Origin of the sequence: Nocardia carnea NBRC 14403 (assembly GCF_000308515.1) — a bacterium.
GTDB lineage: Bacteria > Actinomycetota > Actinomycetes > Mycobacteriales > Mycobacteriaceae > Nocardia > Nocardia carnea.
In genome coordinates this window covers 76,926-100,279 of sequence record NZ_BAFV01000020.1, presented here as the reverse complement: position 1 = coordinate 100,279, position 23,354 = coordinate 76,926, and the positions used below count along the sequence as shown (strand labels likewise).

Genomic DNA, 23,354 nt, shown 5'->3' with positions numbered 1-23,354 from the left:
TGGCTCCGCCGCGTCTCCCCGGCCCGTACCGCCAGAGGTCAACACAACACCGTCAGCGCGCGCGGTGCGATCCGCAGCGTCACCGGGAGGCGCCCCGCGGGTTCGCCGTCGGCAGTGGCGGGGGCATCCGGTGCCGACAATCGCACCGATTCGACCCGATACTGGCGCACGGCAGGATGCTCGATCCGCTTACCCGCCGACAGGGCGGGCAGGATGCGCAGCATCTCCAGATGCGACACCTTGCCCACGACCGTCACATCGAGCAGCCCGTCATCGCAGACGGCATCGGGACAGATCCGCATCCCGCCGCCGTAGGTGGTGGTGTTACCCACCGCGACCAGCAGTGCCTCGGTCTCGATCACCGAATCCGAACGGTCCCCGCCCAGTTCGATGCGATACGGCACGCTGGTGCCGTGGGCGATCTCGGCGACCGCGGCGAACGTGTAGCGCAACCGCCCGCGCGGCCTACGCATCCGGTTGGCGCGCAGGGTGACCCGGGCATCGTAACCGGTGCAGGCCACCGTCGCGAACCACATCGGTTCGTGCCCGCTGGGTTCCAGCCGGCCCAGATCGATCGTGCGCACGCTCCCCCGGCGGACCAGGTCGGCGGCGGCGCGGGGATCGTCGCCGATTCCCAGTTCACGTGCGAGATCGTTCCCGGTGCCCGCCGGGAGCAGGGCGAGCGGGACCGCCGTATGTGCGAGCGGATCGAGAATTGTGGAGACCAGCCCGTCGCCACCGACGCAGACGACCGCATCGGGCGGTCCGGCAACCAGGACGGCCCGCAACTGTTCCCGCGTGGCGGCGGCAGAGGGGGCATGGATCTCGAGGATCTCGACCCCGTCGCGGGACAGCTGTTCCATGATCGTGCGTGCCGCGTCGCGGGCCCGGCCTTGACCCGCGGACGGGTTGGTCACCACGGCGACCGCCTGCACCTCGCGGAGATCGGCTCCGCGGCCGCCGGTCTCGGTCATGGCAGCAGTGTGCCAGGGTTGAGGATCCCGGCCGGGTCGATTTCGTGTTTCACCGCGCGCAGCACCCGCACCCCGAGCTCGCCGATCTCGTCCGGTAGCCAGCGGCGATGGTCGGCGCCGACGGCGTGATGGTGGGTGATGGTCGCGCCGGCGGCGGCGATGGCATCCCCGGCAGCCTGTTTCGCGGTCAGCCACTGCGTGATCGGATCATCGAGGAGTTTCGCCACAACGGTGAAGTACAGCGAGGCGCCGGTCGGGTAGGTATGCGAGATATGGCCCATGACCAGCGCGGGCGTGCCCTGGGCGGTCAGCGACTCGGTGAGCGCGGTGGTGACCTGCGTTTTCAGTTCGGCGAGGCGGTTCCACGTGGTAGCGGTTTCCAGGGTTTCGCACAGCACCCCGGCGTCGAGCAGGGCATCACGCAGATAGGGCGCCGCGAAACGGCCGTGCTCCCAGGCCCGGGCGGGATCGGGCCCCAGTTCGGTACCGCCGGCCGCGCGCAGCAGGTCGGCCGCCTCGGCGCTGCGTGCAGCGACATGGGCCGCGCTGCCCTCGAAGGTCGTCACCGCCAGGCATCCGGAAACCGGGGCGCCGCCGACATCCTTCGAGCGGGCCAGATTCAACCCGGTTTCCGCCTCGTCCGACAACCGCAGCACGGTGGGAGCCGCGCCGGCCTGCACGACCGCCCGCAACGCGGCGGCACCGGCGGCGAAATCCGGGAACGACCAGGCCATATGGTCGGTGGTCTCGGGGACCGGATGCACCCGCACAGTCACCTCGGTGATCACTCCGAGCGACCCCTCGGAACCGACGAACAGTTCACGCAGATCCGGTCCGGCCGCCGAGGCCGGCGCCCGGCCGAGTTCCACTGTCCCCGCGGGAGTGGCAACCCGCAGCCGCTGGACCATATCGTCGAAACGGCCGTATCCCGCGGAGGCCTGCCCCGACGAACGGGTCGCGGCGAAACCGCCGATACTGGCGAATTCGAAACTCTGCGGGAAATGCCCGAGCGAAAGCCCGTGCGCGGCGAGTAACTCTTCGGCGCGCGGCCCGGTGACCCCGGCGCCGAAGGTCGCGGTACCGGAGACCGGGTCGCAGTCCAGCAAGGCGTCGAGGCGGCGCAGGTCCAGGGCGATCACCGTCTCGAAACGGCCGCGTACCGGGTCCAGCCCGCCGACCACGCTGGTTCCGCCGCCGAACGGTACGACGGCGATGCCCTGTTCGGAGCAGTAGGCGAGCACATCGGCCACCTGCGCGTGATCGGCCGGGTAGACCACGGCGTCGGGGGCGTCCTGGGGACCGATGGCGCGCCGCCGCAGCAGGTCGAGAGTGCTTTTTCCGCCGGCATGCCGCAACCTGGCGATGTGTGCTGTGGATAGGTGCTGCTCCCCCACCACCCGCGCGAGTCCGGCACGCCGGTCCGCGGACAGGACCGGCGGCCGCAGCGGCACATCGCCCTCATCACGACGTATCGCCGGTTCCCCGGAGACGCCGAACACCTGGCCGAGCAGGCCGCGGATCTGCTCCGGCAGCGGTGTGTGCCCGGCGGGAACTCCCCAGGCGTCCCACACCATATCGGGTCGTGCGGTGGTCGCGGCCGGTTCTTCGGTGGTGTCGCCCTGCCCAGTGGTCATGCGTTACAGTTTGACATGTTCTGTCAAGCAGTAACGAAGTGAGATGAGGTCGCAGCCCGTGTCCGCTGGTGCAGTCCCCGAAGACGCCGGTTCCGTGGATCGGCTCATCCTGGATGCCGCACGTGACTGTGTCGCGGAATTCGGGGTCCGGCGAACCACACTCGCCGAAGTCGCCCGCCGCGCGCGGGTGAGCCGGCCCACGGTCTATCGGCGCTGGCCCGACAGCAGCGCACTCATCGGCGAACTGCTGGTGCGCGAACTCCGCGCGATCATCACCGCAGCCGCGCCCGAATCGGGCAACGCACGGAACCGCCTGGTCACCGGCATCATCGACGGCGCGGCGCACGTGCGGTCGAACCCCCTGTTCGGCAAGATCTTCCGCACCGATACCGACCTCATGCTCACCTATGTCTTCGGCCGCTTGGGCCGCAATCAACACGAACTGCTCGACCTGTTCGGCACCGGCATCCGCGCAGGTCAGACCGACGGATCGGTACGCCGCGGCGACCCGGCGCAGCTGGCCGCGATGGTCCTGCTGATCGCGCAGTCGGCGGTCCAATCGGCGGCCACGGTCGCCGAACTGCTCGACGGACCGGCAATGGATACCGAACTCCGGCACGCCCTCGACGCGTACCTCGCGCCCGAGGCCCCCTCGTCCAGGAAGGAGTAGCGCACGGCCCGCGGACCACCGCCCCGCCCCCAGCGGGCAGCCGTGCCACGAAAACCATGGTCAGCACCCCTTCCGACACCACCGGCGCCGCGCTCAACGCCCGCCGGCGCAGCCGCGAACTCACCGCCCTCGGCGACGCCCCCACCGTCGACCTACTGGTCGTCGGCGGCGGAGTAACAGGTGCCGGCGTAGCCCTCGACGCAGCCGCCCGCGGCCTGCGCACACTGCTGGTGGAGAAACACGATCTGGCACACGGCACCAGCCGCTGGAGTTCCAAACTGGTCCACGGGGGTCTGCGCTACCTCGCGAGCGGGCGGGTCGGGATCGCCTACGAGAGCGCCGTGGAACGCGGGATCCTGCTGCGCCGTAACGCCCCCCACCTGGTGCGTCCGCTCCCCCAACTGGTACCTCTGCTCCCCGATATCGGCCTGTCCTCCCGCGCACTGATCCGCACCGGTTTCCTGGCCGGCGATCTGTTGCGCACCGGCGCGCGCACTTCGGGTTCGCTGCTACCGCGCTCGCGCCGGGTAACCCGAGCCGAAGCACTGCGTCTCGCCCCTACCGTGCGCCGCGACGGACTACGCGGCGGACTGCAGGCCTGGGACGGGCAGCTGGTCGACGACGCCCGCCTGGTGGTCGCGCTGGCCCGGACCGCGGCCGCCCGCGGCGCGACCGTACTCACCCGCGTCGCGGCCGAAGCCGTCACCGGCGATGGTGCCACCCTCCACGACACCCGGACCGGGGAAACCCTCACCGTCCGCGCCCGGGCCGTGGTCAACGCCACCGGAGTCTGGGCCGACGAGGTCGATCCCAGTATCGAACTGCGACCCAGCCGGGGCACCCATCTGGTATTCGACGCCGCGGCCTTCGGCGGCCTCACCGCCGCGCTCACCATCCCGGTCCCCGGTTCCGTGGGCCGCTTCGTCTTCGCCCTGCCGGCACCGCACGGCCGGGTCTATCTCGGCCTCACCGACGAGGACGCACCCGGACCGGTCCCCGACGAACCCCGCCCGACCCCCGCCGAAATCGATTTCCTGCTCGACACCGTGAACACCGTGGTACGGATCCCGCTCACCCACAGCGATATCCGCGGCTCCTATGCCGGACTGCGCCCACTGCTACGCACCGGCGGCGACAGCACCGCCGATATCTCGCGCGAACACGCGGTCCTCACTTCCCCATCCGGCGTGATCACCGTGGTCGGCGGCAAACTCACCACCTACCGCAAAATGGCACAGGACGCCCTCGACACCGCGGTAGCGCACGCCCGCCTGAGCGCCGGACCGTGCCGGACAACCGATCTACCGCTGGCCGGGGCCGTCGCCGGTGCAGCCCGCGATCATCTGCTCGCGCCGCAACTGCTGATCGAACGCTACGGTGCCGAAGCACCCGCCGTAGCGACCCTGGCCGCGACCGACCCCGAACTCGCCACCCCCGTGGCGCCGGGAGCGGATGTGCTGGCGGCGGAATTCGCCTGGTCTCTCACCCAGGAAGGAGCCTTGGACGCCGGCGATCTCCTGGACCGCCGCACCCGGATCGGCCTGGTCGCGGACGACCGCGCCGCGGCCCGGGCCACCGCCGAGGCGATGGTCGCCGCCTATTCCGAGTAAGCCGCGGCGTACTGCCATTCCGGCACGGAAGCGGTCATACAGGCGCGCGGCCAGCGGTCCAGTCCGTGCGCGATCTCTTCGGCCCGCACCGCGCGCAGACCGGGCGTTTCTTCAGCGGCGTCCAGGTAACGGAAACCCAGCCGCGCGTAATAGGGCCCGTTCCAGGCGACCTCGGTGAACGTGGTCAACGTGATCGCCGGTAGCCCGCCCTCTGCTGCCCAGCGGACCGCCCGGTCGATGAGCCGCCGCCCGATCCGCTGCCCCCGGCATTCGGGCAGTACCGACACCTGGTCGATATGTGCGTTCCCATCGACAACACTCACGATCAGATACCCCACCGGGCCCTCTACGCTCACCCACATCCACGCCCGGCCGTCGAGCACGAACTCGCCGAGCACCTCCGCGGACAGCGGTTCGTCCCCCGCCACCGCATCCATCCCGATCGCGGCGAACAGCTCCCCCGCCCGCACCTCGATCTCCTGCAACCGAGGTATATCCGTAGCGGTCGCCTCGCGGATCATGAGCACTCCTGTTCGGTGACGACTGTGTCTATTTTGCGGCACCTTCGGCGCGGCCGCGGAGGCCGGGCACCGACATATCGGCCGGCCGACCCATTCTCCGGAACGAGCATCGGCCTCAGAGCCGAGTTCAGCGAGGCCCTCGAAGGGTTGAGGCCGCAGGCGCCGCAAGAAAACACGGCTCGCATCTATGCTGGTGCGGTGGTCTGAGGAAGGAGCCGGGAGTGCGTGTCGATACGTCCACCATCGGTATCGCACCGGGCGAGGGCCTGGTCGCGCGCTTCGGTGATGTCGTGATCTACCTGGTGGGCGCCAATGCGTCCACCGAGCGGATACTCGGCGCCGTCGAGGCAGTGGCGGATGTGGAGCATCCCGGTGCGGCGATCGCACAGCGGCTCGCGGCAGTGGTGTTCGGGACCGGTTCGGAACCGCCCCCGTTCGGTTTGGTCGCGCCCACCGCCGACGGCACCCTGGTGCTGCTGCGGGGCCCGGTATCGGCGTTGATCTCCGGTGCCGAAGGTTCCCGGCGGCTGGTCGGGGCGCGTGCTTTCACCTGGGTGGACGAAATCGTGCGTGATCCGGTCCGCACGCTGTCGGTGGGCCCGGGCGCGGACGCCCAGGTGACGCCGTATCCCAGGACCGATCTGCGCGCCGGGGTGGTGCCCGGCGGTGGTTTCGTGATCCACGCGGCGGTGCGCCGGAGCAAGAAACCGGGCCGGCCCGCCGCGGCGGTTGCGGCGAAACGGGGCGCCGGGGAGCCGCCTGCCACCGCACCGGCCGGTATGGTCGCCGCCGCCGATCCGGAACCGGCGGCCGATTCCGGGCCACCTACCGGCCTCGCGGCTGCCCGCCCGGCGGGGCCGCTCCCCGGCACCCGAGCCTGGTCCGCGGCACCGGCGCGCCCGGCGGCGGATCCCATCCGGCTCGGGAAGAACACGGCGAAACCGCACGCGCACGCCACCCACAACGGCGCGGACACCGCGGAGAAAAGTCCCGTCGTACTGGTCGCCGAGGACGGTACGAGTTACCCGCTGGACCGCGCGTACGTGATCGGCCGTGGGCCCTCGGTCGACGAATCGGTGCGCCGCAAAACCGCCGCCCCGCTGGTACTGCAGCGCGACCGCCATATCTCGCGCGTCCACGCCTACCTCTCGGTGGACGCCGGCAAGGTGTACCTGCGCGACGCCGGCACCGCGGCGGGCACCTTCGTCTCGACCCCCGACGAACCGCGCTGGACCCGTATCGGTCAATCCCCGACCGAACTACCGCCCGGCGGCCGGATCCGCATCAGCGAACAGGTGCTCACCTACCCGTCGGAATCCGGGCACGCCGGCTGAGCGGTGTGCCCGGGCCACGCGGCCGCGCCGCACAGCGCACAATGGCGGTATGCACCGCAACGGCCCGACCGAGGACATCGACGAATCCGCGCTCACCGTCACACCGCCGAAGGCGCAGGCAGCGGGCCTGCGGGCGGTCGGGGTCGCGCTGGGGCGGGCGGTCGCCGATATGGGTGTGGTCCGCACCGCGCGCACGCTGGCGCGGGTGAACCAGGTGAACGGGTTCGACTGTCCGGGGTGTGCCTGGCCGGAACCCAGCGGGTCCCGCCGTCCCGCCGAGTTCTGCGAGAACGGGGCGAAGGCAGTCGCCGAAGAGGCGACGCTGAACACCGTCGGCCCGGAGTTCTTCGCCGAATATTCGATCGCCGATCTCGCCGAGAAGTCCGGGTACTGGCTGGGCCGTCAGGGTCGGCTGACCCATCCCATGGTGCTGCGGCCGGGTGATACCCACTACAGCCCGATCGGGTGGGACGACGCCTACCGGTTGATCGCCGAGCAGTTGCGGGCACTGGATTCCCCGGATGAGGCCGTGTTCTACACCTCCGGCCGCACCGCGAACGAAACCGCGTTCCTCTACCAGCTGATGGTCCGCAGTTTCGGTACCAACAACCTGCCCGACTGCAGCAATATGTGCCACGAATCGTCGGGCACCGCACTCACCGGTTCCATCGGTATCGGCAAGGGTTCGGTGACGGTCGACGATTTCGCCGCCGCCGATCTCATCCTGATCGCGGGCCAGAACCCGGGCACCAACCATCCGCGTATGCTCAGCGCGCTCGCCGACGCGAAGAAATCCGGCGCCGAGATCGTCGCGATCAATCCGCTGCCCGAAACCGGACTGATCGGTTTCCGCGATCCGCAGACCGTTCGCGGGCTCACCACCGGCGTCGATATCGCCGACGATTTCCTGCAGATCCGCCTCGGCGGCGATATGGCCCTGTTCCAGGGACTGGCGAAACTGCTGTTCGAGGCCGAGGACCGGGCCCCGGGCACCGTCCTGGACCGCGCCTTCATCGAATCGCATACGGCCGGTTTCGCCGCCTATGAGCGCCATATCCGCGCCGTCGACCTGGATACGGTGTACGAGGCGAGCGGTCTCACACCCGATGAACTGGCCCGCACAGCCGACCGGCTGGCCCGCTCCCGCAACACCATCGTCTGCTGGGCGATGGGGCTCACCCAGCACAAGAACGCGGTCGCCACCATCGAGGAAGCCACCAATCTGCTGCTGGCGCGGGGAATGATCGGCAAACCGGGCGCGGGTGTCTGCCCGGTGCGCGGTCATTCCAATGTGCAGGGCGACCGCACCATGGGCATCTGGGAGAAGATGCCCGAACCGTTCCTCGCCGCCCTGGACAACGAGTTCGAGATCACCAGCCCGCGCACCCACGGCTACGACACCGTCGCCGCCATCCGCGCACTGCGCGACGGGCAGGCCCGCGTGTTCTTCGGGATGGGCGGTAATTTCGTCGCCGCCACCCCGGATACCACCGTCACCGAGGCCGCCCTGCGCAACTGCGCACTCACGGTGCAGGTATCGACCAAACTCAACCGCAGCCATATCGTCCACGGCGCCACCGCACTGATCCTGCCGACCCTGGGCCGCACCGATCTGGATATGCAGAACGGCCGGCGCCAGCAGGTATCGGTGGAGGATTCGATGTCGATGGTGCATCTGTCCACCGGCCGGCTCGATCCGGTGAGCGACGAACTGCGCAGCGAGGTCGCGATCGTCTGCGAACTCGCCCGGGAACTGCTGGGTCCCGGACATCCCGTGCCCTGGGAAGATTTCCGCGGCGACTACGACCGGATCCGCGACGCCATCGCCCATGTGGTGCCGGGCTGCGCCGATTACAACAGCCGGGTCCGGCAGCGCAACGGTTTCGTTCTCCCCCATCCGCCGCGCGATACCCGCGAATTCCGCACCACTACCGGGAAAGCCAATTTCGCGGTGAACGACCTGAGCTGGGTGCCGGTACCGCCCGGCCGGCTCGTCCTGCAGACGCTGCGCAGCCACGACCAGTACAACACCACGATCTACGGCCTCGACGACCGCTACCGCGGTGTCCACCACGGCCGCCGGGTGGTGCTGGTGAATGCCGGCGATATCGCCGAGATGGGTTTGCGCGACGGTGATCTCGTCGATCTGATCGCGGAGTGGACCGACGGTGTCGAACGCCGGGTGACGGGTTTCCGGGTGGTCGAGTACTCCACGCCCCGCGGGAACGCCGCCGCCTACTACCCCGAAACCAATCCCCTGGTCCCGCTCGACCATGTGGCGGAGCGGTCGAATACACCCGTATCGAAGGCGGTCGTCATCCGGCTCGAACCCCATATCCACCAGCGCAGCGCCGAATGAGCAGAGTTACCGCGCGACGCCGGATGCGACGGATCACCCCGGCCGGCGAGATCACCCGTCCCGATACCCTGGCCGTCGAAGAACCCCTGGAAATCCGGGTCCGCGGGGAGTCGCTCACCGTCACCATGCGCACCCCGGGCAACGATATCGACTTGGTGCACGGTTTCCTCTTCGCCGAATCGCTGATCACCGAGGCCGCCGATATCCGCACCGCCCGCTACTGCGCAGGCACGGACGACGAGGGCCGCAACACCTACAACGTTCTCGATATCGATCCGGCCGCTCCCATTGCCCTGCCGAACCGCCCGTTCCTGACCACCGGAGCCTGTGGTCTGTGCGGGAAAACCGCCCTCGACGAGATCCGGCAGCGCAGCCGCCACCCACTCTCCCCGCCGCAACCATTGATCGAGGCCGCGGTCCTCGCCCACCTGCCGCAGGCGCTGCGCCGTCGGCAGACGGTTTTCGACGCGACCGGTGGCCTGCACGCCGCGGGCCTGTTCACCACCGACGGTGACGCCGTGGCCGTGCGGGAGGATATCGGCCGGCACAACGCGGTCGACAAGGTCATCGGCTGGGCGCTGCGGGAGAACCGGATCCCGGCATCGGATCTCGTGCTGGTCGTGAGTGGTCGGGCTTCGTTCGAACTCGCACAGAAAGCCGTCCTTGCCGGTATCCCGATCCTCGCGGCGGTGTCGGCCCCGAGTTCGCTGGCCGTGGACCTCGCCGCCGAATCCGGGCTCACCCTGGCAGGTTTCGTCCGTGGCGGCACGATGAACATCTACACCGCAGCGGAACGGGTCTCGGGGTCGATCCCCGACGCCTGACGTGAGCGCCGCTTCGGCCCGCACTTGTGCGCGGCGGCGGGACGCACAGGTATGTCCGTGCGGTTCAGCGCGGTTCCCAATTCGGATATCGGGTGAGATCCAGGTCGTCCTTGGCGTCCACTGCGAACTTGTCCATGAGACGGAACCAGCGCGACCCGAGAAACCAATCGCGCAGCCGCAGGCCATATGCGGTTTTCGGTGCCAGGAACGGGCCGGGGCTGCTCCCCAGACCGACCTTTGCATACCTGCGCATGATCCGGTCGTATCGAGCGAAAGCCACCGTATGGTCGCCTTCTGCGGCGGCCAGTTCCCCCGCCAGCACATAGGCGCCCACCACTGCCAGACCGGTGCCGAACCCGGCGAGGGTGTTCCCGTAGGCGCTGTCTCCGACCAGAGCCACCCGTCCCGCCACATAACTCGGTATCCGGACCCGGGCCAGGGCGTCGAGATAGAAATCGCCGAGTTCGGGTAGTTCGGCGAGCATTTCGGGCACCTGCCACCCCATCCCGGTGAACTTCTCGGTCAGCACGCGACGTTTGTCGGCTTCGTCCGCGAAGTGAATCTCGGATGCCGCGAACAGATACATCTGCTGCGCCTTCGGGCCGCCTCCCACTGCAAGCCGGCCCGCGTCGTTGTGGGCATACGATTCGCGCCGGCGCGGCCCATCCGACTGGGCACGACGGGCTGATTCCCCGGCTATGGCGTAGTAGTAGCCGCGGTGCCGGACGAACTGCTCTTCCGGTCCGAAGGCCAGCCGACGCACCCGGGAGTGGATACCGTCCGCACCGAAGACCAGATCGAAGCGCCCGGCGGGACCGTTCTCGAACTCGACGTCGACACCGCCTGCGGTTTCGCGAAGTGCACTGATCGAATCGCCGAACCGGTAGGTGCAGTCCTGCGCACCGGCCTCGTACAGGATTCCGGCCAGGTCCCCACGCAGGATCTCGACGTCGCCGCCGGTGAAATCGCCGGATATCCGTGCTCGCTCGCGCCCGCGGGCATCGACCAGGACCATATCGGTGGCACCGGTACTTCGGCGGCATATCTCGTCGTATACGCCCATCCGCTCCAGCACCGTGCGGTGCACGACTCCTTTGAAGTCGACGGCCTGGCCGCCGGGTCGCAGTGCGGGGGCGCGCTCGACCACCGTGACGTCGAATCCGTAGCGAGCGAGCCAATAGGCGAGCGCGGGGCCGGCGATACTCGCGCCGGAGACGAGAACACTGCGGTTCTTCATGTTGAGCTCCATCCCACAATATGCGTCCACCGGATACTGTTTCCGGAAGACGCAGTGAAGCGTATGGTAGACACGATTGCACGTCAACCGATTTCGGAGAGGCACCCGATGGCGACCCCGACCGTCCTGGAAATGCTCTGGGGTACTGATCGACGGCCGACTCGGGGACCCAAACCCACCCTGACCCGCGCCGCGATCGTGTCCGCCGCGGTCGAGCTGGCCGATGCCGAAGGATTGGCCGCGGTATCCATGCAGAAGCTCGCCGACCGGCTCGGCTACACCAAAATGTCGCTGTACCGCCACGTGCCGGGCAAAGCCGAACTCACCGCACTGATGACAGAAGCGGCCCTGGCCGGCCTTCCGGAACTGGACACCTCCGGCACGCCGGCATGGCGGGCCGGGTTGCGTTCCTGGGCGCTGCTGAGTTTCGAACGGTACCGGCGGCATCCGTGGGTGATGGAACTACTGGCGGGCACCCGGCCGATGGGCCCCAACGAGCTCGGCTGGACCGAGTCCGCGCTCGAGGTGATGGCGGATATCGAGCTGACCGGTCCGGAGCTGCTGGATACGCTCGTCGTACTGAATGGGCACGTACGCAGCCTGGCGCAGCAATTGATGGGCCCCGCAACCGGCGAGAAGGAATTGACCACGACGATGTCCGCGGCGCTGGAATCGGCGGGTGATCGTTTCCCCCGGCTGATCGCTGCGATATCCGATCCCGCCGAAGCATCGGAGCCGGGCGACCGGCCGCACCGGCGCGATGCCGCCCTCGAATTCGGAATAGAACGCATTCTCGACGGCGTGGCAGCACTGCTGACACAGCGCGCCACCCGCTGAACTTTTCCGCGACACTCCCCCGTTGCACACGACGGCCTGTCACATTCCGGGCAGCCGGATCCCGCGGTCCGCTGCCACGCGGGACAATTTCTCTGCCTCGTCGATGGCGACGGCGACATACGTATGCCAGCCGTCATCGTCACGACGCAGCAGATATTCGTAATCGCTGTCGGCGAGCAGCGCCTCGTCGCTGTCGTAGAAATGCCAGCGCACCCGGACCCGCGCCAGCACGGCGGTCAGCTCCGCGAATTCCAGCAAGGTGTGGTCGACCCGGGAGAGGCCGAGCATCTGGTACATGGGATGCGCCTGCGCCAGGCCCCGCGCCATTTCTTCCCGGGAATGCAGCGATCCGACGAATTCATCACTGACAATGGTGCCCGGTGTCCCCCACAGTGCGGCCGTACGCTCGGCGTCGAAGGCGCTCAGCGTGGACTGATACTCGTCGAGGAACGATTCGATGTCATCACGTGTGGACATGTCAGCACCTGGCCCGCCGGGCCATGCCGGTCGTTTCACCAACGACGACCGGCTCGGCCGCGGCCGGAGTTCGGAGCGCCCACGGTCGGACGCTCCCCTCCTCAGTTGGCCAGCGCCTCCAGCAGCGCCGCCCGCTGGCGGGCACCCAGACCGCCGATCCGGCGATCCTCCGGGATTTCCGCCTGGTCCATCAGCTTGGCGGCCTTCACCGGCCCTACGCCCGGCAGCGCCTTGATCACAGCGACCACCTTGGTCTTCTTGACCAGTTCATCGCTATCGGCCTTGCGCAGCAGGTCGGCGACCGAAACTTTGCCGTCTTTCACCTGACCGATCAGTTCGGAGCGCGCCTTGCGCACCGCCGCCGCTTTGGCCAGAGCCTCCGTGCGTTGTTCCGCGGTCATCGTTGGCAGTGCCATATCTCCTCCGCTTTCACTCGTCGCTCGAACATCTGGTTGATCGGGGTCGATTCAACATCACAATACCGACACCGAACCGCCGACACACCGGCCAGACCAGCAGTCATAGCAATGATTTCTGAGTGAGTTCGCGCGATGGACCCGGAATTCCGCTTTCCACGCATCCCGAAACAGGCCGTCCGCAGGCTGGAACACGTAACATCCGCGGGCGCTGCAGCGAAGTTATGAGCAGACGCATCTCCTGCGCGGCGGCGTTTCAACGGCGAACCGAGGGATCAGCGAAGATACCCGCCCGCTGTGCAAGATATGCATTCTGATCAGGTATTTCTCATTACCATCCACATATCGGCCGACGGCGAGCACACTGCCTGTCGTACGGTTCCCGGTGCCCTATCGGCGCCCGGCTGCTACGCTCCCGAATCTAGAACACGTTCCAATTCGTAGGAGTGGTGATGGCACGGGAGATCCGCGACGTAGTCGAGCAGTACGTGAAACTGGTCGGCTCGGGACCGACCGAAGAAATCGTCGCGCTTTATGCACCGGACGCCGTCATCGAAGACCCCATCGGCACCGAGCCGAAGCAGGGCCACGACGCCATCCGGGAGTTCTACAACGTCATCACGAGCCTTGAACGGGAATCCTCACTCGCGCCGGAAACCGTGCGGATCGCCGGTAACCATGCCGCCTTCGTCTTCACACTGATCACCAAGTTCGACGGTCAGCGGATGACCCTGAGCCCGATCGATGTCATGGAATTCGACACCGAGGGCCGGATCACCCGGATGCGCGCGTACTGGAGCGCCGACGATATGGCCGTCGAACCGGAATGAGCCGCGATCCGGCGGCTCGACTGCGCTGAGCCGTCGTATCGCCGACCTCGGGGCTGCCCACGTCCGGCCCCGGCCCCCATCATGCGCGGGAACTCCTCGAGATTCCGCGCGCCGGGCCGGCACCGTGGGCACCCCGGGCGTCACGCCGCGGGGCCCTATCTCGTCCAGGTAGTAGAAGCATCCACCCGGACCGAGGAGACACCCGATGAGCACAACCCGTATCCCCGCGCTCGCCCCGAAGGACGCCGGGCTGCTGACCAAGGCCATGTACTGGTTCGCCCGGCGCAAGGTCGGCGAAGTACCGGAACCGTTCGCGGTCAGCGGCCACCACACCGGAATCCTGCTCGCCGGTGGAATACACGAACTCGTGGCGGAGCGGGCCTCCACCAAACTGCCCGCCAATATCCGCGAAATCGCCGTCTACCGGACGGCCTGGACCGTCGGCTGCTCCTGGTGTGTGGATTTCGGCACCATGCTGCAACGCCTGGACGGCCTGGATATCGACCGGCTCCAGCACATCGACGAATACGAGACCTCGCCGCATTACACCGATGACGAGCGGGCCGCCATCGCCTACGCCGATGCGATGACCGCGACCCCGATGACCGTCACCGACGAGCAGGTGGCCGACCTGGAACGCCGGTTCGGCACAGCGGGCGTGATCGAACTGACCTACCAGATCGGCCTGGAGAACTCCCGGGCGCGCAACAACCACGCACTCGGTATCACCTCGCAGGGATTCAGCACCGATTCGTGCCGGGTGCCCTGGGCCTGACCGCTCAGATCACCCAGCACGCATAACCGATATGGGCGCCGCGGCCGACGAACACCTGTACCGACGGGGCGGGGCCGCCACCCGGCTGGGCCGCCTGCAGGGTGTGATCGCCCTCGTAGGCGGGCACCCAGTTGATCAGCGCCAGCCCGCCGCCCGCGGGCGGCACCGTCGCGATCGGAATACCGTTGTCGTAGAACGTCACCGGGGTCACCGCCTCACTGAGCCGGGCCCGCAGCGTGTAGCTGCAACCGGTGCCGTAGTTCGTGCGGATCCCGACATTCAGATCCGGGGTCACGCTGACCTGGGTCACGGTGGCGGCGGCCGGCGTGGCACCCAGTACGGCTACGGCCAGTGCCGCCGCCAGCACACAGAAAACGGCGCCCGCCCGGCCGAACCGTGCGGGCGCCGGGATGTCATCACATCGCTCGCGCCGTAAAAAACCGGTAAGCAGCTGTGTCGCCATAACCGCTCCTACATCGCACGAATGTCGAGTGGTGACGACCATACAGCGGGTACGCCGCCGATAAGACCGGAACCGGCCTCGGAACGGTTGCGTTCGGGCGTCAGGCCGACTTGTCGCGGCGCTCCGGACGCTCGCGCTTGCGCGGAACGATCGTGGGCAGCACATTGTCGTTGACGGTATCCGCGTCCACGACAACCTTCGCCACATCGTCGCGGCTCGGGATATCGAACATCACCTGCTGCAGCACCTCTTCCATGATGGCGCGCAGACCGCGTGCCCCGGTGCCCCGCAGAATGGCCTGATCCGCCACGGCCTCGAGCGCGTCGCGGGTGAATTCGAGATCCACACCGTCCATCTCGAACAACCGGATGTACTGCTTCACCAGCGCGTTCTTCGGCTCGGACAGGATCTTGACCAGCGAATCCTTGTCCAGATTCGTCACCGACGCGACCACCGGCAACCGGCCGATGAATTCGGGGATAAGACCGAATTTGATCAGATCCTCCGGCATCACCTCGGAGAATTGATCGGTGGTATCGACTTCGGCCTTCGACCGCACCTCCGCACCGAAACCGATACCGCGATGGCCCGTGCGATCGGAGATGATCTTCTCCAGACCGGCGAACGCGCCCGCCACGATGAACAGCACATTGGTGGTGTCGATCTGGATGAATTCCTGATGCGGATGCTTACGGCCACCCTGCGGTGGCACGCTCGCCTGCGTACCCTCCAGAATCTTCAGCAGGGCCTGCTGCACACCCTCACCGGAAACATCCCGCGTGATCGACGGATTCTCGCTCTTACGCGCAATCTTGTCGACCTCGTCGATATAGATGATGCCCGTCTCCGCGCGTTTCACGTCGTAATCGGCGGCCTGAATGAGTTTGAGGAGAATATTCTCGACATCCTCACCGACATAACCGGCCTCGGTGAGCGCGGTGGCATCGGCGATCGCGAACGGCACATTCAGCATTTTCGCCAGCGTCTGCGCCAGATAGGTCTTACCGCAACCGGTAGGACCGAGCATCAGAATATTGGACTTCGCCAATTCCACGCTTTCCCCGCGCGCGTCGCGGCCCTTGTCCCCGGCCTGAATACGTTTGTAATGGTTGTACACCGCGACCGCGAGCGTCCGTTTGGCCGTGTCCTGGCCGATCACGTAGTTCTCCAGGAAATCCCGGATCTCCGCCGGTTTCGGCAGCTCGTCGAGCTTGACCTCGCTCGATTCGGCCAGCTCTTCCTCGATGATCTCGTTGCACAGATCGATGCACTCGTCGCAGATGTACACCCCTGGTCCCGCAATGAGCTTCTTGACCTGCTTCTGGCTCTTCCCGCAGAACGAGCATTTGAGCAGATCGCCGCCGTCGCCGATGCGCGCCATCGTGTGGGTCCCTACTTCCTTGTTCGCGTGCAACCATCCGTCCAGCTGTCAGCCGGCCGCGCCCGCAGTGGAGCGAAATCCGGCGCTGTCACCCGGATCGAGGGGCGGTGCTGTCAACCGGGAACAAAGGTCCCTGGGTTTGACCGTACCCGGTGTGTGCGATCGGGGTCGACAACTCGGGCAGGTTTCTCATCGCGGTTGTGCGGGGTTTCACGCGGATACGGCGTCGTCGCGCGGTTTCCACCGCGCGGGCCGCACGGGGCGTGTCGCACGTTCGCCGCCGCAGCGGCGCGGCCGGGTCCCGCGGCCCGGCCGGCCCGGCGTACCGCGGACAATCACGGTGCGCCGGACCCGGCCACGCTCACTTCTGAGCGCTCAGCTTCCGGTAGTCGAACACCGTATCGATGATCCCGTATTCCTTGGCCTCTTCGGCCGTCAGGATCTTGTCGCGATCGGTGTCCTTGCGGATGGTGTCCGCGTCCTTGCCGGTGTGGCGCGCCAGCGTGGTCTCCATCAGTCGGCGCATCCGCTCGATCTCGGCGGCCTGGATCTCCAGATCCGACACCTGCCCCTGGATACCGCCCTCGACCGACGGCTGGTGGATCAGCACCCGCGCGTTCGGCAGGCAGGCCCGCTTCCCGGGGGTACCCGCGGCCAGCAGCACCGCCGCCGCCGACGCCGCCTGCCCCAGGCAGACGGTCGCAACATCGGCGCGCACGTACTGCATGGTGTCGTAGATCGCCATCAACGAGGTGAACGAACCACCCGGGGAGTTGATGTACATGGTGATATCGCGATCGGGATCCAGCGATTCCAGCACCAGCAGCTGCGCCATGATGTCGTTCGCCGAGGCGTCGTCGACCTGCACGCCGAGGAAGATGATGCGCTCCTCGAACAGCTTGTTGTACGGGTTGGATTCCTTGACGCCGAAACTCGAATGCTCGATGAACGACGGCAGAATGTAGCGCGACTGCGGGCCCGCCGGGGCGAGGCCGCCCAGACCGGCGCGTGCAACGTTCGGATTGGCCATATTCGTCTCCAAGTCTATGAGTGAGCTGTCCGCTGAACACCGATCGCGGCCACCGCCGCGCAGCGGCCGGCGCGAACGACGTTCTAGTTGCCCGTGCCGCCCGCCTGGCGCGCACTGGTGATCACCTGGTCGATGAAGCCGTACTCCAGCGCCTGCTGGGGGGTGAACCAGCGGTCGCGGTCGGCATCGGCGTTGATCTGCTCGACCGGATTCCCGGTGTGCATCGCCTGCAACTCGTTCAGCTCACGCTTGGTGTAGGCGAACTGCTCGGCCATGATCGCGATATCCGCGGCCGAACCACCGATACCGGCCGACGGCTGATGCATCATGATCCGGGTGTGCGGCAGCGCGAAACGCTTACCCTTCGCGCCGGCGGTGAGCAGGAACTGCCCCATGGAGGCGGCCAGGCCCATCCCGTAGGTCGCGATATCGCATTCCGCGAACTGCATGGTGTCGTAGATGGCCATGCCGGCGTTCACCGAACCACCCGGCGAGTTGATGTAGAGCGAAATATCCCGGGCGGGGTCCTCCGCCGACAGCAGCAGGATCTGTGCACAGATCTTGTTCGCGATGTCGTCGTCGACCTGGGTGCCGAGGAAGATGATGCGCTCACGCAGCAGGCGCTCGTACACGGAATCGCTGAGATTGAGCCCAGCGGTCGGAGCTGTCATGACCTCGGCTTGGTTGATTGTCACGGATACCTGCCTTCTCTCGCCGGCTCGTTGCTGTCACAAACATTAACGAAACGGGGCGTGACCGAACTCCCGATCCCCACCCACTTCGCTCATAGCGCAATATCTTGCGGACGACGGAAGCCCTGGGTCTGCGGGCGGGGGCATACCGGGGACAGGGGAATGGTTCTGTGCTGTCTCTGGATTGCCGACACCGCCTCTGGTCCCAGGGCTTCCGATCCGTACTGCTGGTCGGTACTACTCCTTGTCCGCGGTCTCCACGGTCTCCGCGCCGGCTTCCTCGGCGGCCTCGTCGTCGGCGGGCTTCGGGCTGCCGAACATTTCCTCGGTATCGACGGTGTTGCCGTCCGAATCGGTGACGGTCACCTTGCCGACGACCTCCGCCAGCGCCTTGCCGCGGCGGACATCGGCGAAGACCGCGCCCAGCTGGCCGGCCTGCTGTACCTGCTGGATGAACTGCTCCGGCGCCATCCCGTAGCGCTGGGCCTGGAACAGGATGCGCTCGGTGAGCTCCTCCTGCCCGACCTGGGTGCCCTCGGCCTCGGCGACGGCATCCAGCAGCAGCTGGGTCTTCACCGACTTCTCGGCGGCTTCCTTGGTATCGGCGTCGAATTCCTCGCGGCTGGAGCCCTGGGCTTCCAGTGCCGCCGCGAACTTCTCCTCGTCGTGGTCGAAACCGTGCACCGCGTCGTGCTCGACGGCGTCGATCTCGGCCTTGACCACGGCCTCCGGCAGCGGCACCTCGACGGTGTCGAGCAGCTTCTCCAGGACCTGGTCGCGGATATCTCCGGCCTGCTGCACCTTCTTGTTCCGCTCGACGCGGGTGCGCAGATCGGCCTTCAGCTCGTCGATGGTGTCGAATTCGCTGGCCAGCTGGGCGAATTCGTCATCGGCCTCGGGCAGTTCGCGTTCCTTGACCGAACCGAGGGTCACGGTGATGGCGGCTTCCTTGCCCGCGTGGTCACCGGCGACCAGGGTGGAGGTGAACTCCTTGGACTCACCTTCCGACATACCGAGCAGGGTGTCGTCCAGACCCTCGATCAGCTGACCGGAACCGACCTCGTGCGACAGCCCGGTGGTCGCCGCCTCCGGGACCTCCTCGCCGTCCACGGTGGCCGACAGATCGATGGAGACGAAATCGCCGTCCTGTACCGCGCGTTCGACACCCACGAGGGTCCCGAACCGCTCGCGCAGCGACTGCAGCTGCTCGTCGATATCCTCATCGGTGATCTCGATGGCATCGACGGTGACGGCGATGCTGCTGTAATCCTCGGGCAGGGCGATCTCCGGACGGATATCGACCTCGGCGGTGAACGCCAGCTCCTCGCCGTCTTCGATCTTGGTGATCTCGATCTCGGGCTGCCCGATGACCTTCACCTCGGAGGTGGTCACGGCCTCGCTGTAGCGGCCGGGCAGCGCATCGTTGACGACCTGCTCCAGCACTGCACCGCGACCCAGGCGCGCCTCGAGCAGCTTGGCCGGTGCCTTGCCCGGACGGAAGCCGGGAATGCGCACCTGCTTGGCCAGGGCCTTGTAGGCGCGATCGAAGTCCGGCTTCAGCTCCTCGAAGGGCACCTCGACATTGATCCGGACCCGGGTCGGGCTCAGCTGCTCGACGGTGCTCTTCACGGACATGCTCCTTGTTCTCGTCGGTTCGTCTTGACCTCGGCCCGGCACGTGTTCCGTACCGGTACGCGGTGATGGCGCGCGGTCTGGCGACAGCACGCGGGTACGCGCCGCCGGCGTACCGTCCGGAACGGCGAGCACCTGCGGTTTCACGCGCCCGGGATACGCATCCCGACCAGGGTAGTTGACCGGGTCGGGCGGGCTGCACGCCGGGAGGCGGTTGGCGGCCTCCCGGCGGCGGGCGAGGTGGGTCACACGGCGCCCACCAGCACGGCTCAGTCCTGAGGTACCGCCACGGCATCGGTGACGAAGACCAGTGTCTCGTTCGGTGCGACCCCGTTGCCGCCGGCGCCGTAACCCAGATCCGGCGGGATGATCAGCAGCCGGCGGGCACCCTGCTGGACTCCCTCGAGGCCCTGTTCCCAGCCGGGGATGACCATGCCGGAGCCGAGGTCCAGCTCGAAGGGTTCACCGCGATCGAAGGAGGAATCCAGCTTCTGCTTATCCGACCAGGTGACCAGGGCGTAATTCATGGTCAGCTGATCGCCGGCGGCCGCACCGGGCCCCGTGCCGGGAACCAGATCCTTCACGACGAGCTGTTTCGGCGGATCGCAATCGTCCGGGATGGTGATCTCGGGTACCTCACCGAAACCACCGGTGACGCCGATATCGTCGGCCGTGCATTCGCGGCCCTTCGATGCGGTGGGCGCCCCTTGCGCGGCCGCGCTGCGCGGCGCGGACGCCGCGGTCGTGGAGGTCGCGGTGGTCTCGGAAGCGTCGTCCGAACCGCATCCGGTGAGCCCGAACGCGGCCGCCCCCACGGCGGCGACGGCGATGATCCTGCCGAATATCTGCATCCGCCGAGCTTATGGTGCGCCGTCGTACGGGTCGGAGCCCCCTCGGCCGAACCCCGCGCACCGGCGCCGAGAACATCGACGCCGAAGCGCTACGACGCCACGGCGGTATTTCGACGAGCACCCCGGTTACCGGCCCGCTTCGCGGGTATGCCGCGGGCGAAACGCAGAGAAATCAGCGCAGCGTGCACCCACACGCGAGAACCGGCCCGAGGGCGGCACACCTCCAGCTATCGTTGGGGCGTCCGTACCGGCGTGCGGAGTGCCCGGCGCGACCACGACCTCCAGGAGGTTCGGCGTATGACGCAGTTGGCAAGTGCAGGTGGGGATACCGCTGCCGACAATGTGGGCGGTGACGGGGGTGAATCGATCGCGCCCCGTCCTTATGTGCTGTCCGCGACGGCGCGGGGGCCGCTCGACGCCGACGAGCTGGAGACCCTGGACGCGTGGTGGCGGGCCGCCAACTATCTCTCGGTCGGGCAGATCTATCTGATGGCGAATCCGCTGGTGCGCGAACCGCTGGCACCCGAGCATGTCAAACCGCGGCTGCTCGGTCATTTCGGTACCGTTCCCGGCCTGAATCTGGTGTGGGTGCACGCGAACCGGGCGATTCTGGCGCGCAACCTGGACGCGGTGTTCGTGGCCGGGCCCGGGCACGGCGGGCCCGGCCCGAATGCGTGCGCGTGGCTGGAAGGAACCTATTCGGAGCTCTACAGCCATGTACCGCGCGATGCGGAAGGGATGCGGGCGTTGTTCGCGCAGTTCTCGTTTCCCGGCGGGGTGCCGAGCCATTGCGCGCCGGAGACACCCGGTTCGTTCCACGAGGGCGGGGAGCTGGGCTATTCGCTGCTGCACGCTTTCGGCGCCGCCCTGGACAACCCGCATCTGACGGTGTTCTGCGTGGTAGGTGACGGTGAGGCCGAAACCGGGCCGCTGGCGGGCAGCTGGCATGCGAACAAGTTCCTGAACCCGGCCCGGGACGGCGCGGTACTGCCGATTCTCGCGCTGAACGAATACAAGATCGCCAACCCGACCCTGCTGGCCCGGATCCCCGAGGACGAACTCTGTTCACTGCTGCGGGGCAACGGTTACGACCCCCTGATCGTCGCCGGCCGCGACCCCGCGCAGGTCCATCAGGATCTGGCCGCCGCCATGGACGCCTGCCTGGAACGGATCGCGCAGATCCAGCGCGCCGCCCGCGACGGAACCGATACCACCCGGCCGCACTGGCCGATGATCGTGCTGCGAACCCCCAAGGGCTGGACCGGGCCGCCGCAGGTCGACGGGGAACCGGTGGAGGGCACCTTCCGCGCGCATCAGGTGCCGTTACCCGCTGCCCGCCAGAACGCCGGGCACCGGGCGGTGCTCGAACAGTGGTTGCGGTCCTACCGGCCGGAGGAGCTGTTCGACGAGGCCGGCACCCCGGTCTCGGAATTGCGACGGCTGGTGCCGGTGGGGGCGAAACGGATGAGTGCGAGCCCCGTGGCCAACGGCGGCGAATTGGTCCGTGATCTGCGGCTACCCGACTGGCGCGAATACGCGGTGGATGTCTCCGAACCCGGACGTACCGACCATGAGGCGACCCGCGTGCTGGGCGGCTGGCTCCGCACCGTCACCGAACTCAACCCGGACAACTTCCTCACCTTCGCTCCCGACGAACTGGCCAGCAACCGGTTACAGGACATTCTCACGGTCACCGGCCGTAACTGGCAGGCCGAGATCGGCCCCGACGACGTGAAACTCGACCGCGCGGGCCGGGTCATCGAAGTGCTGTCGGAACATATGTGCCAGGGCCTGCTGGAGGGATATCTGCTGACCGGCCGGCACGGTGTCTTCACCTGCTACGAGGCCTTCGTCCATATCGTCGACGCGATGTTCAACCAGCACGCCAAATGGCTCGACGCCAGCGCCGAAGTACCGTGGCGGCGGCCGCTGGCGAGCCTGAACTATCTGCTGTCCTCGCATGTCTGGCGGCAGGACCACAACGGTTTCACTCATCAGGATCCCGGCTTCCTCGACGTGGTGCTGAACAAGAAACCCGAGATCGTGCGGGTGTATCTGCCGCCGGACGCCAATACGCTGCTCTCGGTGTACGACCACTGCCTGCGCTCGCGGCACTACGTGAACGTCGTGGTGGCAGGCAAACAGCCGCAGCCGGATTGGCTGTCGGCCACCGACGCCGCGCTGCACTGCGCCCGCGGTATCGGGATCTGGGAATGGGCCGGTAACCGCGACGAACCGGCCACCACCCCGGATGTGGTGCTTGCCTGCGCCGGCGATGTCCCCACCTTGGAAACCCTTGCCGCGGCCTCGATTCTGCGCGAAAAACTGCCTTGGCTACGAGTGCGGGTGGTGAACGTGGTCGATCTGATGCGCCTGCTGCCGACCGAGGAGCACCCGCACGGCCTACCCGACAGCGAATTCGACACCCTGTTCACCCGGGACTCCCCGGTGATCTTCGCCTTCCACGGTTACCCGTGGCTGATCCACCGGCTCACCTACCGCCGCACCAACCATTCCGGCCTGCACGTACGGGGTTACAAGGAAGAGGGCACCACCACCACACCGTTCGATATGGTCATGCTCAACGATCTCGACCGCTACCACCTGGTGATGGATGTGATCGACCGGGTACCGGCGCTACGGCAGCAGGCGGCGGGGTTGCGGCAGGACATGGTGGACGCCCGGCTGCGCGCCCGGACCTGGACCCGGCAACACGGCGAGGACATCCCCGAGGTAGCGAACTGGCGCTGGCCCGCGTGAACCGGCACCCGGCCCGGGGAGAACCGGCGCCGGCCCGACCGAAACCG

The 23,354-nt window shown here is 67.5% G+C and carries 21 protein-coding genes; 9 read left to right on the top strand and 12 right to left on the bottom strand.

All coding sequences use genetic code 11. The features are described 5' to 3' along the window. Positions 1-38 precede the first annotated feature (38 nt). A complete protein-coding gene (locus ON22_RS06935) occupies positions 39-974 on the bottom strand; it encodes a diacylglycerol/lipid kinase family protein (RefSeq protein ID WP_051157239.1) in 936 nt (311 codons plus the stop codon). Further along, positions 971-2,548 carry an FAD-binding oxidoreductase gene (locus tag ON22_RS06930; protein ID WP_033245252.1) on the bottom strand — a complete coding sequence of 526 codons (1,578 nt, stop codon included), beginning with the start codon at positions 2,546-2,548 and terminating at the stop codon, positions 971-973. Before ON22_RS06930 ends, ON22_RS06935 begins: the two co-directional genes overlap by 4 nt. Positions 2,549-2,651: 103 nt before the next feature. Here ON22_RS06930 and ON22_RS06925 point away from each other — a divergent pair, with 103 nt between their 5' ends. Continuing rightward, the gene (locus tag ON22_RS06925; protein WP_051157238.1) at positions 2,652-3,278 is read left to right on the top strand and encodes a TetR/AcrR family transcriptional regulator; all 627 of its coding nucleotides are present in this window, start codon (positions 2,652-2,654) and stop codon (positions 3,276-3,278) included. 56 nt (positions 3,279-3,334) lie between these two features. Then, complete coding sequence (locus tag ON22_RS06920; protein WP_033244693.1) at positions 3,335-4,888, top strand: glycerol-3-phosphate dehydrogenase/oxidase; 1,554 nt, start codon at positions 3,335-3,337, stop codon at positions 4,886-4,888. On the opposite strand, the gene ON22_RS06915 is transcribed toward ON22_RS06920, so the two are convergent. Next, entirely contained in the window at positions 4,876-5,409 is a 534-nt protein-coding gene (locus ON22_RS06915) for a GNAT family N-acetyltransferase (protein WP_033244692.1), read from the bottom strand. The genes ON22_RS06920 and ON22_RS06915 overlap by 13 nt on opposite strands. A 221-nt stretch (positions 5,410-5,630) precedes the next feature. Between ON22_RS06915 and ON22_RS06910 the strand changes: the two genes are divergently transcribed. Genes ON22_RS06910 through fdhD form a run of 3 tightly spaced genes read left to right on the top strand, consistent with a single transcriptional unit; the run spans position 5,631 to position 9,926 of the window. Further along, positions 5,631-6,743, top strand: coding sequence for an FHA domain-containing protein (locus ON22_RS06910; protein ID WP_033244691.1), 1,113 nt, complete (start codon positions 5,631-5,633; stop codon positions 6,741-6,743). Positions 6,744-6,792: 49 nt separating this feature from the next. Further along, positions 6,793-9,102, top strand: a complete 2,310-nt coding sequence (locus ON22_RS06905) for an FdhF/YdeP family oxidoreductase (RefSeq protein WP_033244690.1) — start codon at positions 6,793-6,795, stop codon at positions 9,100-9,102. Beyond that, positions 9,099-9,926, top strand: a complete 828-nt coding sequence (gene fdhD, locus ON22_RS06900) for a formate dehydrogenase accessory sulfurtransferase FdhD (protein ID WP_033244689.1) — start codon at positions 9,099-9,101, stop codon at positions 9,924-9,926. The genes ON22_RS06905 and fdhD overlap by 4 nt, the downstream gene beginning before the upstream one ends. A 64-nt stretch (positions 9,927-9,990) precedes the next feature. Here the strand turns inward: fdhD and ON22_RS06895 are convergent, their stop codons facing one another. After that, positions 9,991-11,163 (bottom strand): FAD-dependent monooxygenase, encoded by a 1,173-nt coding sequence (locus tag ON22_RS06895; RefSeq protein ID WP_033245251.1) that lies wholly within the window; start codon positions 11,161-11,163, stop codon positions 9,991-9,993. A gap of 108 nt (positions 11,164-11,271) precedes the next feature. Between ON22_RS06895 and ON22_RS06890 the strand changes: the two genes are divergently transcribed. Beyond that, positions 11,272-12,000 carry a TetR/AcrR family transcriptional regulator gene (locus tag ON22_RS06890; protein ID WP_033244688.1) on the top strand — a complete coding sequence of 243 codons (729 nt, stop codon included), beginning with the start codon at positions 11,272-11,274 and terminating at the stop codon, positions 11,998-12,000. 39 nt (positions 12,001-12,039) lie between these two features. On the opposite strand, the gene ON22_RS06885 is transcribed toward ON22_RS06890, so the two are convergent. Together ON22_RS06885 and mihF are read right to left on the bottom strand one after the other, a co-directional pair. Then, positions 12,040-12,477 (bottom strand): DUF6841 family protein, encoded by a 438-nt coding sequence (locus tag ON22_RS06885; protein ID WP_033244687.1) that lies wholly within the window; start codon positions 12,475-12,477, stop codon positions 12,040-12,042. A gap of 101 nt (positions 12,478-12,578) precedes the next feature. Next, positions 12,579-12,893 (bottom strand): integration host factor, actinobacterial type, encoded by a 315-nt coding sequence (gene mihF, locus ON22_RS06880; protein WP_033244686.1) that lies wholly within the window; start codon positions 12,891-12,893, stop codon positions 12,579-12,581. Positions 12,894-13,345: 452 nt separating this feature from the next. Between mihF and ON22_RS06875 the strand changes: the two genes are divergently transcribed. Both ON22_RS06875 and ON22_RS06870 read left to right on the top strand, forming a co-directional pair. Next, positions 13,346-13,723, top strand: coding sequence for a nuclear transport factor 2 family protein (locus ON22_RS06875; RefSeq protein WP_033245250.1), 378 nt, complete (start codon positions 13,346-13,348; stop codon positions 13,721-13,723). 205 nt (positions 13,724-13,928) lie between these two features. Further along, the gene (locus ON22_RS06870) at positions 13,929-14,498 is read left to right on the top strand and encodes a carboxymuconolactone decarboxylase family protein (RefSeq protein ID WP_033244685.1); all 570 of its coding nucleotides are present in this window, start codon (positions 13,929-13,931) and stop codon (positions 14,496-14,498) included. 4 nt (positions 14,499-14,502) lie between these two features. Here ON22_RS06870 and ON22_RS34435 read toward each other — a convergent pair whose 3' ends face one another. The 6 genes from ON22_RS34435 to ON22_RS06840 all read right to left on the bottom strand — a co-directional run bounded on the left by ON22_RS34435 (position 14,503) and on the right by ON22_RS06840 (position 20,547). After that, on the bottom strand, positions 14,503-14,961 hold the full coding sequence (locus ON22_RS34435; protein WP_051157237.1) for a hypothetical protein: 459 nt from the start codon (positions 14,959-14,961) through the stop codon (positions 14,503-14,505). A 100-nt stretch (positions 14,962-15,061) separates the two neighbouring features. Then, positions 15,062-16,342 (bottom strand): ATP-dependent Clp protease ATP-binding subunit ClpX, encoded by a 1,281-nt coding sequence (clpX, locus tag ON22_RS06860; protein ID WP_033244684.1) that lies wholly within the window; start codon positions 16,340-16,342, stop codon positions 15,062-15,064. 361 nt (positions 16,343-16,703) lie between these two features. Continuing rightward, on the bottom strand, positions 16,704-17,372 hold the full coding sequence (locus ON22_RS06855; RefSeq protein WP_051157257.1) for an ATP-dependent Clp protease proteolytic subunit: 669 nt from the start codon (positions 17,370-17,372) through the stop codon (positions 16,704-16,706). An 83-nt stretch (positions 17,373-17,455) separates the two neighbouring features. After that, positions 17,456-18,043, bottom strand: coding sequence for an ATP-dependent Clp protease proteolytic subunit (locus ON22_RS06850; protein WP_033245247.1), 588 nt, complete (start codon positions 18,041-18,043; stop codon positions 17,456-17,458). Between the two features lie 258 nt (positions 18,044-18,301). Further along, positions 18,302-19,693, bottom strand: coding sequence for a trigger factor (gene tig / locus ON22_RS06845; protein ID WP_033245246.1), 1,392 nt, complete (start codon positions 19,691-19,693; stop codon positions 18,302-18,304). A 272-nt stretch (positions 19,694-19,965) separates the two neighbouring features. Then, positions 19,966-20,547, bottom strand: a complete 582-nt coding sequence (locus ON22_RS06840) for an FKBP-type peptidyl-prolyl cis-trans isomerase (protein WP_033244683.1) — start codon at positions 20,545-20,547, stop codon at positions 19,966-19,968. Positions 20,548-20,844: 297 nt separating this feature from the next. On the opposite strand from ON22_RS06840, the gene ON22_RS06835 reads away from it, so the two are divergent. Continuing rightward, positions 20,845-23,307, top strand: a complete 2,463-nt coding sequence (locus ON22_RS06835; RefSeq protein WP_081595392.1) for a phosphoketolase family protein — start codon at positions 20,845-20,847, stop codon at positions 23,305-23,307. Positions 23,308-23,354 lie beyond the last annotated feature (47 nt).